The organism is Streptomyces sp. NPDC046909, from assembly GCF_040644695.1.
Classification (GTDB): Bacteria; Actinomycetota; Actinomycetes; order Streptomycetales; family Streptomycetaceae; genus Streptomyces.
The window spans coordinates 440,537-452,151 of sequence record NZ_JBEYXC010000006.1 but is presented as its reverse complement, the minus strand read 5'-3'; the positions used below and the strand labels follow the sequence as shown (position 1 = coordinate 452,151).

Here is an 11,615-nt window from a genome sequence, read left to right as displayed (position 1 = left end):
GGAGTTCCGACGCGTCGAGAAAGTACGGGCCGCCCCCTTGCTCGATCACCGGCGGCCTGGATTACTGATCCCGAACACCTCGACCGAATGATCGGTCGCCCGTATTGCTGTGGTTGGTGAGGGAGGCGTCCCCGATGGCGGATGCGACGGAGCTGCTGGACGCGGGGGAACGACTCGACGCGGAGGGGCTGCGGGCGTTGCAGCTGGAGCGGCTGCGGAGCTCGCTGCGGCACGCCTACGACAACGTGCCCTTCTACCGGGAGTCCTTCGACAAGGCCGGTGTCCGTCCGGACGACTGCCGTTCCCTCGACGATCTCGCCCGCTTCCCCTTCACCACCAAGGCGGACCTGCGCGAGAACTACCCGTACGGGATGTTCGCCGTGCCCCGGGACCGCGTCCGCCGGATCCACGCGTCGAGCGGCACCACCGGCCTCCCCACGGTGGTCGGTTACACCGACGGCGACCTCTCCCTCTGGTCCGACATGGTCGCCCGCTCGCTGCGCGCCGCCGGCGCGCGGCCCGGCGACATCGTCCATGTGGCGTACGGATACGGGCTGTTCACCGGCGGCCTCGGCGCACACTACGGTGCCGAACGGCTCGGCTGTACGGTCGTCCCCGCGTCCGGCGGCATGACGGCCCGTCAAGTCCAGCTGATCCAGGACCTGAAGCCCGGCATCATCATGGTGACCCCGTCGTACATGCTGACGATCCTCGACGAGTTCGAGCGCCAGGGCGTCGACCCGCGCGGCACCTCGCTGCGGGTGGGTGTCTTCGGTGCCGAGCCCTGGACGGAGCAGATGCGCCGGGAGATCGAGGAGCGGTTCGCGATCGACGCGGTCGACATATACGGGCTGTCGGAGGTGATCGGTCCGGGGGTGGCGCAGGAGTGCGTGGAGACCAAGGACGGACTGCACGTGTGGGAGGACCACTTCTTCCCGGAAGTCGTCGACCCGATCACCGGCGAGGTGCTGCCCGACGGGGAGCGGGGCGAGCTGGTCTTCACCTCGCTCACCAAAGAGGCGATGCCTGTCATCCGGTACCGCACACGGGACTTGACCCGGCTGCTGCCGGGCACGGCCCGCGTGTTCCGGCGCATGGAGAAGGTCACCGGACGCAGTGACGACATGGTGATCCTGCGGGGCGTGAACCTCTTCCCCACCCAGATCGAGGAGATCGTCCTGCGCACCCCGGGCGTCGCTCCCCATTTCCAGCTCCGGCTGACCCGCGAGGGCCGCCTCGACGCCCTGACCGTGCGGGCGGAGGCCCGCCCCGACGCGACCCCGGAGGACCGGGACGCGGCGGCACGGGCGATCACCGCGGCCGTGAAGGACGGTATCGGGGTGTCCGTGACCGTCGAGATCGTCGAACCCGAGTCCCTGGAACGGTCGGTGGGCAAGATCCGGCGGATCGTCGACCTGCGGCCCCGTTAGGCGAACCGGTCCCTGAGCTCCCGCTTGAGGATCTTCCCGCTCGCGTTCCGCGGCAGCTCGTCCACGAAGACCACCCGCTTCGGTGCCTTGAAGTGGGCGAGCTTGTCGCGGGCGTGGGCGATCAGGGTCTCCTCCGTCACCTCGCCCCGGGGCACGACGACCGCCGTGACCGCTTCGATCCAGCGGTCGTCGGGGAGACCGATCACGGCGACCTCGGCGACGGCCTCGTGCGTGTACAGCGCGTCCTCGACCTGCCGGGAAGCGACCAAGACGCCACCGGAGTTGATGACGTCCTTCACGCGGTCGACGATCGTGAAGTAGCCGTGCGCGTCCCGGACCGCGAGGTCCCCGGAGTGGAACCAGCCGTCGCGGAAGGCGTCGGCGGTCTCGTCGGGCTTGTCCCAGTAGCCCTCGCACAACTGCGGGGATTTGTAGACGATTTCACCCGGGGTGCCGTCGGGGACGTCCTTGCCGTCCTCGTCCACGACCCGCGCGTCGACGAAGAGAACCGGGCGGCCGCAGGAGTCCATCCGCCCCTTGTGCTCGTCGGGGGCGAGGACGGTCGCGAGCGGGCCGATCTCGCTCTGGCCGAAGCAGTTGTAGAAGGCGAGCTTCGGGAGGCGTTCGCGCAGGCGCTCCAGGACGGGCACCGGCATGATCGACGCCCCGTAGTACGCCTTGCGGAGTCCGCCGAGGTCGCGGGTGGCGAAGTCGGGGCGGTTGGACAGGCCGATCCACACCGTGGGCGGCGCGAAGAGGCTGTCCGCGCGGCCCGTCTCGATCAGGTCGAAGATCCGGTCCCCGTCCGGGGCGTCGAGGATGATGTTCGTCGCCCCGACCGCCAGGTACGGCAGCAGGAACACATGCATCTGGGCCGAGTGGTAGAGCGGGAGCGAGTGCACGGGGCGGTCCCCGGCGCTCAGGTCGAGGGCCGTGATCGCGCTCAGGTACTCGTGCACCAGGGCGCGGTGCGTCATCATCGCGCCCTTGGGGAGGGCGGTCGTACCGGAGGTGTAGAGCAGCTGGACGAGGTCCTCGGTGCGGGGCTCGGGACCGTCGTAGGCAGGTGTCGCGTCCAGTCGTGCCAGCAGTGAGTCGTCCGTGTCGCGCAGGGCCAACGTCCGTACGTCGTCGGCGAGTCGGCCGGTCAGGTCCGGGTCGGCGAGGACCAGCGCGCTGCCCGACTGGCCGACGATGTACGCCAGGTCCTCGCCGGTCAGGTTGTGGTTCACCGGCACATGCACAAGGCCCGCGCGGGCGCAGGCGAGGAAGGCGATGAGGTAGGCGTCCGAGTTGTGGCCGTAGGCGCCGACCCGGTCGCCCGGCGAGAGCCCTTCACCGAGCAGGACGCTCGCCGCGCGGGAGACGGCCTCGTCGAGTTCCTCGTACGTCCATGAGCGCTCGCCGTACTCCACCGCGACCCGCGCCGGGGTGCGCCGGGCGCTGCGGCGCAGTACGCCGTCAACCGTGCTGCCGTGTCCAGGCGTCATGACACATGATCCTCGGTCCGACACAGCGGGAGGTCAAGCACCGGGCCAGGGACACATACCCGTTGGTACGCTCAACCGCCCCTTCCCTCAATGACGTTGGGAGGCACCATGCGCACCCGCCTCAGACGCGCCGTCGTCGCGGCCGTCGCCCTCTTCACCGCCGCCACCGCCCTGCCGGCGGCCGCGGTCGAAGCCCAGAACCAGAGCCAGACACAGCAACATCCCTCGCACGGCGGTCTGTCCGCCACGATCCGCTACACCGAGTACGGCATTCCGCACATCCTCGCCAAGGACTACGCGAACCTCGGTTTCGGCACCGGCTGGGCGCAGGCCGCCGACCAGGTGTGCACGCTCGCCGACGGCTTCCTGACCGTGCGCGGCGAACGGTCCCGCTGGTTCGGGCCCGACGCCGCCACCGACCTCTCGCTCTCCTCGGCCACCAAGAACCTCTCCAGCGACCTCTACTTCCGGGGCGTCCGGGAGGCGGGCACGGTCGAGAAGCTGCTCGCCGAACCCGCGCCGCTGGGACCGAGCCGCCAGGCGAAGGACCTCATGCGGGGCTACGCGGCCGGCTACAACGCCTGGCTCAAGCAGAACCGCGTCACCGACCCCGCCTGCAAGGGCGCCGCCTGGGTCCGGCCGATCACGACCCTCGACGTGGCCGCGCGCGGCTTCGCGATCGCCGTGCTCGGCGGACAGGGGCGCGGCGTGGACGGCATCACCGCCGCCCAGCCGCCCACGACGACCGCCACAGCCAGCACCGCGGCTACGGCCACCGCGGCGGCGCCCAACGTACAGGACTCCGCCCGTGCGGCCCGCGACCTCCTCGCCGCCGACAACGCCGACATGGGCTCCAACGCGGTCGCCTTCAGCGGCGCGACCACTGCGAACGGCCGCGGCCTGCTGCTCGGCAACCCCCACTACCCCTGGCAGGGGGGCCGCCGCTTCTGGCAGTCGCAGCAGACCATCCCCGGTGAACTCGACGTGTCCGGCGGCTCGTTGCTCGGTACCGCGACCATCTCCATAGGCCACAACGCGAAGGTGGCCTGGAGCCACACCGTCGCGACCGGAGTCCCCCTCAACCTCCATCAGCTGACGCTGGATCCGGCCGACCCGACCACCTACCTCGTGGACGGCCAGCCGGAGCGGATGACCCGGCGCACGGTGACGGTCGAGGTGAAGGACGGCGCCCCGGTGACCCGGACCCAGTGGTGGACGCGGTACGGCCCGGTCGTCACCTCGTTCGGCGCCTCGGTCCCCCTCCCGTGGACGACCACCACGGCGTACGCCCTCAACGACCCCAACGCCGCCAACCTGCGCGCCTCCGACACCGCCCTCGGCTTCAGCAAGGCCCGCGGCACGGCGGACGTCCTCGACGCGCTCCAGCGGACGCAGGGGCTGCCGTGGGTGAACACCGTCGCCGCCGACTCGGCCGGGCACACCCTGTTCACCCAGTCCCAGGTGCTCCCCCGGATCACCGACGAACTGGCCCAGCGCTGCTCGACCCCGCTCGGCAAGGTGAGCTACCCGTCGGCGGGCCTGGCGGTCCTCGACGGTTCCCGCGGCGACTGCGCGCTCGGCGACGACCCGGACGCCGTACAGCCGGGCACCTTCGGCCCGGCGAAGATGCCGACCCTGACCGACGCCCCCTACGCCGAGAACTCCAACGACAGCGCCTGGCTCGCCAACGCCGACCGGCCGTTGACGGGGTACGAGCGGATCTTCGGCACCGTCGGCACACAGCGCTCGCTCCGCACCCGGGGCGCGGTCGAGGACGTGTCAGCGATGGCCCGGCGCGGCGGCCTGACCGTACGGGACCTCCAGGCGCAGCAGTTCGCCAACCGGGTGCCCGCGGGCGACCTGACGGCGTCCGACGCGGCGAAGGCGTGCGCGGCGCTTCCGGGCGGTACGGCAACGGGCAGTGACGGCAAGGCCGTTGACGTGAGCGAGGCCTGTGCGGTGCTCGCGGGGTGGGACCGTAGGGTCGACACCGACAGCCGAGGGGCGCTCCTCTTCGACCGCGTGTGGCGCAAGATCCCCTCGGCCCAGCTGTGGAAGGTGCCGTTCTCGGCCGCCGATCCGGTGCACACGCCGAACACCCTCAACACGGGCTCGCCCGCCTTCACCACGGCTCTGGCGGACGCGGTGTCGGAGTTGCGGACGGCGGGCATCCCGCTCGACTCCCCGCTCGGCGCCGCCCAGTTCGTCGTACGCAACGGTCAGCGCATCCCCGTCTCCGGCGGCACCGAGTCCCTCGGCGTCTGGAACAAGGTCGAGCCGGTGTGGGACCCGGCCCACGGGGGCTACACGGAGGTGACCACCGGCTCCAGCTACATCCAGGCCGTGAGCTGGGACGGCAGCCGCTGCCCGGTGGCCCGCACCCTCCTGACGTACTCCCAGTCCTCGAACCCCAACTCGCCCCATTACAGCGACCAGACGCGGCTGTACTCCCAGGAGCGGTGGGTGACGTCCCGGTTCTGCGAGAGGGACATCCTGTCGGCGCCGGGCCTGAAGGTGGTGCGGGTGCGCTCATAGGCCGGCTCATGGGTCACATGAGTCAGCGCATGGGTCAAAGGGGACGCGTACGTCCTTCCCAGTACGGATCCCGCAACCGCCGCTTGTACAGCTTGCCGTTGGGGTCCCGGGGCATCTCGGTGATGAAGTCGACGCTCTTGGGGCATTTGTAGCCGGCGAGCTGTTCGGCGCAGTGGGTGAGGAGGTCGGTGGCCAGGGCCGGTCCGGGGGTGTGGCCCGGGGCCGGTTCGATGACGGCCTTGACCTCCTCGCCCCAGTCGTCGTGGGGGATGCCGAAGGCGGCGGCGTCGGCGACGGCGGGGTGCTGGAGCAGGACGGACTCGATCTCGGCGGGGTAGATGTTGACCCCGCCCGAGATGATCATGTCGATCTTGCGGTCGCGGAGGAAGAGGTAGCCGTCCTCGTCGAGGTAGCCGAGGTCGCCGACGGTGAAGAAGTCGCCGATGCGGTTCTTCCTCGTCTTGGTCTCGTCCTTGTGGTAGGCGAAGCCGCCGGTGTTCATCTTCAGGTAGACCGTGCCGAGTTCTCCGGGCGGGAGCCGGTTGCCGTCGTCGTCGAATATGGCCAACTCGCTGATCGGCCAGGCCTTTCCGACGGTTCCCGGCTTCTTCAGCCAGTCCTCCGCGGTGGCGAAGGCGCCGCCGCCCTCGCTGGCCGCGTAGTACTCCTCGACGCACGGTCCCCACCAGTCGAGCATCGCCCGCTTCACATGGTCGGGGCAGGGGGCGGCGCCGTGGATGGCGTGCCGCATGGCGGAGACGTCGTAGCGCGCCTTGACGTCCTCCGGCAGGGCCAGCAGACGGTGGAACTGGGTCGGGACCATGTGCGTGTGGGTGCACTTCTCCCGGTCGATCAGCCGGAGCATCTCCTCGGGGGTCCACTTGTCCATCAGCACCAGCCGGTGGCCGATGTGCAGGGACGCGCTCGCGAACTGGAGCACCGCCGTGTGGTACAGCGGTGAGCAGACCAGGTGGACGTTGTCGTCGTACGGCTTGATGCCGAAGATGCCGAGGAAGCCGCCGAGGTAGGCCTCCTCGGGGAGCTTGCCGGGCAGCGGGCGGCGGATGCCCCGGGGGCGGCCCGTGGTGCCGGAGGTGTAGTTCATGACCCAGCCGAGTTCTCGGTCCGCGGGCGCCGACTCCGGTTGTCCGTCGAGGAGTTCGGCGTACGGGCGAAAGCCCTCGATCTCGCCGATCGCGTACCGGTGGCCGGCGGGGAGGCCGGCCTCGTCGGCGGCCTGGCGGGCGGGTCCGGCGAAGCGTTCGTGGGCGAGGAACACCTTGGCGCCGGAGTCGGCGACGATCCAGGCGATCTCCGGGCCGACGAAGTGGTGGTTGACGGGGACGAGGTAGAACCCGGCCTGGGTGGCGGCGAGATGGGCGGTGAAGAACTCGACGCCGTTGGGCAGGACGACAGCGAAGGCGTCGCCGCGTTCCAGGCCGGCCGCGCGCAGTCCGTGGACGAGGCGGTTGGCGGCGGTGTGCAGGCGGCCCGCGGTCCATTCCTCGCCGTCGGGGGCGATGAGGACGGTGCGGTCGGGGTCCGCGGTGGCCTGGGCCCAGAAGCCCGTGGGGGGTGTGCTCGTCACTGGCCGCTCCTTCCGGCGATGCGGTTGACGCGGTCGACGGCCCGCTCGAAGCCGCGGGTGAGGTCGTCGAAGACCGCCTGGACGCTGCGTTCGCTGTTCATCCGGCCCACGACCTGTCCGACGGGGGTGCCGAGCAGGGGCTGGACCTCGTACTTCTGGATGCGGGTGAGGGCCTCGGCGACGAGCAGGCCCTGGAGCGGCATGGGGAGGGTGCCGGGGCCGTCGGGGTCGTCCCAGGCGTCCGTCCACTCGGTGCGCAGCTGGCGTGCGGGTTTCCCGGTCAGGGCGCGGGAGCGGACGGTGTCGCCGGACCCGGCGGCGAGCAGTTTCCGGGTCACCGCGGACGAGGTCAGCTCGGCCTCGGTGCAGGTGAGCCACAGCGAGCCCAGCCACACCCCCTGGGCGCCCAGCGCGAACGCGGCCGCCACCTGCTGTCCGCTGCCGATCCCGCCCGCCGCGAGGACCGGCAACGGGTCCACCGCGTCCACGACTTCGGGGGTCAGCACCATGGAGGCGATCTCACCGGTGTGGCCGCCGGCCTCGTACCCCTGGGCGACCACGATGTCGATGCCGCCCTCCTGGTGCTTGACGGCGTGCCGGGCGCTGCCCGCGAGGGCGGCGACGAGCACGCCGTTCTCATGGGCGCGTTCGACGACGTCCGCGGGCGGTGAGCCGAGGGCGTTGGCGAGCAGCCGGATCGGATAGTCGAAGGCGACGTCGAGCTGGGTGCGCGCGACCTGCTCCATCCAGCCGGTGATCCGCCAGCCGGACGCCTCCCCCTCGGCCAGCTCGGGCACCCCGTACTTGGCGAGGGTGTCCTGGACGAACTGCCGGTGCCCTTCGGGGATCATCGCCTCTACGTCGGCCTCGGTCACCCCCTCGACCTTCTTCGCGGGCATGACGACGTCCAGGCCGTAGGGCCGGCCCTCGACATGCGCCTCGATCCAGTCGAGGTCGCGCTTGAGGTCGTCGGGGGCTGTGTAGCGGACCGCGCCGAGCACTCCGAAACCGCCGGCCCGGCTGATGGCCGCGGCGACGGCGGGGAACGGCGTGAAGCCGAAGATGGCGTGCTCGATTCCCAGTTTCCTGCTCAACTCCGTCTGCATGGCCGCAGGATGCCGCAGTCCCCCGGAGGACGGAAGGGGTTTTCTGATGCTCCGTCAGATCTGTTGTCAGGGTTAGAGTTCGACGATGACTGATGAGGTGTCCGCCCCCATGACCCGCCGTCAGCTCACCCGAAGAGCCCTCGCACTGGGGGGCGCACTCGCCATCGCCCCGTTCCCCGCAGGGCCGGCCGCCGCCTCCAACACCGGCGGCAGCAGGGCGCCGCTGCACCACGGCACCCCGGAGCAGGCAGGCCTCCTCCCCGCCCACCTCCGCCAACTCGTCACCGACGCCGAGGCCTTCCTCGGCCCCTCCCCCAGACACCCCTGGTACGCGGGCGCCGTGCTCCTCGCCGGACGCGGCGGCACCGTGGCCCTGCACCAGCCGATCGGCATGGCGGTGCGCTACTCGGCGTACGACGAGAAGACCGACACCGGTGTCGAACTCCCGGCCGCCGACCGGATACCCATGACCGAGGACACCGTCTTCGACCTGGCCTCGGTCTCCAAACTGTTCACCTCGATCCTGGCCGTGCAGCAGCTCGAACGCGGCGCGCTGGCGCTGGAGGGCACGGTCGCCTCGTACCTCCCGGAGTTCGGCGCGGCGGGCAAGCAGGACATCACCATCCGCCAACTCCTCACCCACACCTCGGGGTTCCGCGCCTGGATCCCGCTGTACAACGCACCGACGTACGAGGAGAAGCTCCACCTCATCTGGAACGAGGCACCGCTCAACGCACCGGGCACCAAATACCTGTACTCCGACCTGAACTTGATATCCCTCCAGCTGGTCCTGGAGAGAATCACCGGCCGCACACTGGACACGCTCCTCCGCGAGGAGATCACGGACCCGCTCGGCATGCGCCGCACCCGCTACAACCCACCCGCGTCCTGGAAACCGGTGATCGCGGCGACAGAGGACGCCCGGAAGCCGTGGTCCGGCCTCGACCGGGGCCTCGTCCGGGGCGAGGTGCACGACGAGAACGCCTTCAGCCTCGGCGGGGTCGCGGGCCACGCGGGCATCTTCTCCCGCGCCTGGGACCTGGCGATCCTCGGCCGGACACTCCTCAACGGCGGCTCCTACGGCCGGGCCCGCATCCTCACCCGGGAGTCGGTGGACCTCATGTTCACGGACTTCAACACCGCCTTCCCCGGCGACGAACACGGCCTCGGCTTCGAGCTCTACCAGCACTGGTACATGGGCGCGATGGCCACACCCCACACCGCGGGCCACACCGGCTTCACCGGCACCTCCCTGGTCCTCGACCCGACGACCGACTCCTTCCTGATCGTGCTCGGCAACTCGGTGCATCCGGTGCGAAGTTGGCGCTCCGGCTCCGCGCCCCGGGTGGCCGCCGCGAACAACCTTGCCCGCGCGGTCCCGGTCCGCCCGGCGCGCGGCCGTACGGCGTGGTTCTCGGGCATGGCGAGCGCCACGACGGCCACCCTCGCACTCCCGGCCCTGGACACGTCCTCCGGCACCGCCGAGCTGCGATGCTCCCTGTGGTGGGACACCGAACCGCAGGCGGATGTCCTGGCGTTGGAGGCCACCTCGGACGGCGGGGCGACGTGGCAGCCGGTCCCGTTCACGACCACACGCCCGGACGAGGACCATCCGTCGGGCACGCTCACCGGCTGGTCGGGCCGGGTGTGGCACCGGCTCAGGGCCGACCTTCCGGCACACCGGCAGCTGACCCTGCGCTGGCGCTACGCGACGGACCGCCTGTACGTGGGCCGAGGGGCGTATGTGGACGGCCTGCGCGTGGTGACGGCCGCCGACGTCCTGTTCGACGAGGCCCGCCCAGCGGACGCCGCGCGGCTGACGGCGGTGGGCTGGACGAGCTCAGCCGACTGAAGGGGCGGTTCCTCTCTAGGCGCGCTCTCCCAACACCGCCATCGCCGCATTGTGCCCCGGCACCCCGCTCACCCCACCACCCCGCACCGCACCCGCCCCGCACAACAGCACGTTCCCGTGCCGCGTCTCCACACCCCAACGCCCGGTCCCCTCCTGGGCGTAGGGCCAGGACAGATCCCGATGGAAGATGTTCCCCCCGGGCAGCCGCAGATCCCGCTCCAGGTCGAGCGGTGTCTTCGCCTCGATGCAGGGCGAGCCGTCGGCGTCGACGGCCAGGCAGTCGGCGATCGGCTCGTCGAGGTGGGCGTCGAGTTGGGCGAGGGTCGCCTTCAGCAGCTCGTCCCGTACGGAGTCGTTGTCCCGGTCGAAGAGCCGGGCCGGGGTGTGGAGTCCGAACAGGGTCAGGGTCTGGTAGCCCTGCTCGACGAGGTCCTCTCCCAGGATCGTGGGGTCGGTCAGTGAGTGACAGTAGATCTCGGACGGGGGCGCGGAGGGCAGGGACCCCGCCGCGGCCTGGGCGTGGGCGACGGCGAGCTGCTCGTAGCCCTCGGCGATGTGGAAGGTTCCGGAGAACGCCTCGCGCGGATCGACGGCGCTGTCCCGGAGCTTGGGCAGCCGCTTGAGCAGCATGTTCACCTTGAGCTGGGCGCCCTCGGCGGGGGCCGGATGCGCGTCGCCGGTCAGGTCGGCCAGGGCCTGTGGGGAGGCGTTGACGAGGACGTGCGCGGCGGCGACGACGCCCTCGCCCTCGGCGGTGCGATAGGCGACCTCCGCCGTACGGCCGTCCGTGGCGATCCGTACCGCCTCGTGCCCGGTGGCGATGACGGCTCCGGCGTCGCGCGCGGCGGCGGCGAGGGCGTCGGTGAGGGCGCCCATGCCGCCGACGGGGACGTCCCAGTCGCCGGTGCCGCCGCCGATGACGTGGTAGAGGAAGCAGCGGTTCTGCTTGAGCGAGGGGTCGTGGGCGTCGGCGAAGGTGCCGATCAGGGCGTCCGTGAGGACCACACCGCGCACCAGGTCGTCGGCGAAACGGTCCTCCACGGTGACGCCGATCGGTTCCTCGAACAGCGCCCGCCAGGCTTCCTCGTCGTCCACCCGGCGGCGCAGCTCGTCGCGGGTGGGCAGGGGTTCGGTGAGGGTCGGGAAGATCCGTTCGGCGATCCGGCCCGTCATGCCGTAGAACCGCTGCCAGGCCTCGTACTCGCGCTCGCCGCCCGTCAGCCGCGCGAAGGCCTCGCGGGTGCGTCGCTCGCCGCCGCCCACGAGGAGCCCGGTGGAGTGCCCGTCGCGGTCGACGGGGGTGTACGACGAGATGGTGCGCTTGCGGACCCGGAAGGTCAGGCCGAGATCCCGGACGATCTTCTTCGGCAGCAGGCTGACCAGGTACGAGTAGCGCGACAGCCGTGCGTCGACACCGGCGAAGGGCCGGGTGGAGATCGCGGCGCCGCCAGTGTGGTCCAGGCGCTCCAGGACCAGGACGGAGCGTCCGGCCCGGGCCAGGTAGGCGGCGGCGACGAGGCCGTTGTGACCGCCACCGACGATGACGGCGTCGTACGTGTGTCCAACGAGTGCAGGCATGCCTCTTCGTAACACGTGATGATCGTCAGCGGCCAG

7 protein-coding genes are annotated in these 11,615 nt (G+C 71.0%); 3 read left to right on the top strand and 4 right to left on the bottom strand.

Annotated elements, in window-relative coordinates; all coding sequences use genetic code 11:
- Window positions 1-134 precede the first annotated feature (134 nt).
- Window positions 135-1,430, top strand: coding sequence for a phenylacetate--CoA ligase PaaK (gene paaK / locus ABZ928_RS22790; protein ID WP_361521810.1), 1,296 nt, complete (start codon window positions 135-137; stop codon window positions 1,428-1,430).
- Here the strand turns inward: paaK and ABZ928_RS22785 are convergent.
- Complete coding sequence (locus tag ABZ928_RS22785) at window positions 1,427-2,920, bottom strand: acyl-CoA synthetase (RefSeq protein WP_361521807.1); 1,494 nt, start codon at window positions 2,918-2,920, stop codon at window positions 1,427-1,429. The two genes, paaK and ABZ928_RS22785, sit on opposite strands and share 4 nt — an antisense overlap.
- A gap of 108 nt (window positions 2,921-3,028) precedes the next feature.
- Between ABZ928_RS22785 and ABZ928_RS22780 the strand changes: the two genes are divergently transcribed.
- The gene (locus ABZ928_RS22780) at window positions 3,029-5,455 is read left to right on the top strand and encodes a penicillin acylase family protein (protein ID WP_361521804.1); all 2,427 of its coding nucleotides are present in this window, start codon (window positions 3,029-3,031) and stop codon (window positions 5,453-5,455) included.
- A gap of 34 nt (window positions 5,456-5,489) precedes the next feature.
- Here ABZ928_RS22780 and ABZ928_RS22775 read toward each other — a convergent pair whose 3' ends face one another.
- Entirely contained in the window at window positions 5,490-7,043 is a 1,554-nt protein-coding gene (locus ABZ928_RS22775; protein WP_361521802.1) for an acyl-CoA synthetase, read from the bottom strand.
- The gene (locus ABZ928_RS22770; RefSeq protein ID WP_361521799.1) at window positions 7,040-8,149 is read right to left on the bottom strand and encodes a nitronate monooxygenase family protein; all 1,110 of its coding nucleotides are present in this window, start codon (window positions 8,147-8,149) and stop codon (window positions 7,040-7,042) included. Before ABZ928_RS22770 ends, ABZ928_RS22775 begins: the two co-directional genes overlap by 4 nt.
- An 85-nt stretch (window positions 8,150-8,234) precedes the next feature.
- Here ABZ928_RS22770 and ABZ928_RS22765 point away from each other — a divergent pair, with 85 nt between their 5' ends.
- Window positions 8,235-10,001, top strand: coding sequence for a serine hydrolase (locus tag ABZ928_RS22765; protein ID WP_361521796.1), 1,767 nt, complete (start codon window positions 8,235-8,237; stop codon window positions 9,999-10,001).
- Window positions 10,002-10,016: 15 nt separating this feature from the next.
- On the opposite strand, the gene ABZ928_RS22760 is transcribed toward ABZ928_RS22765, so the two are convergent.
- Complete coding sequence (locus ABZ928_RS22760; RefSeq protein ID WP_361521793.1) at window positions 10,017-11,579, bottom strand: NAD(P)/FAD-dependent oxidoreductase; 1,563 nt, start codon at window positions 11,577-11,579, stop codon at window positions 10,017-10,019.
- Between the last annotated feature and the right edge of the window lie 36 nt (window positions 11,580-11,615).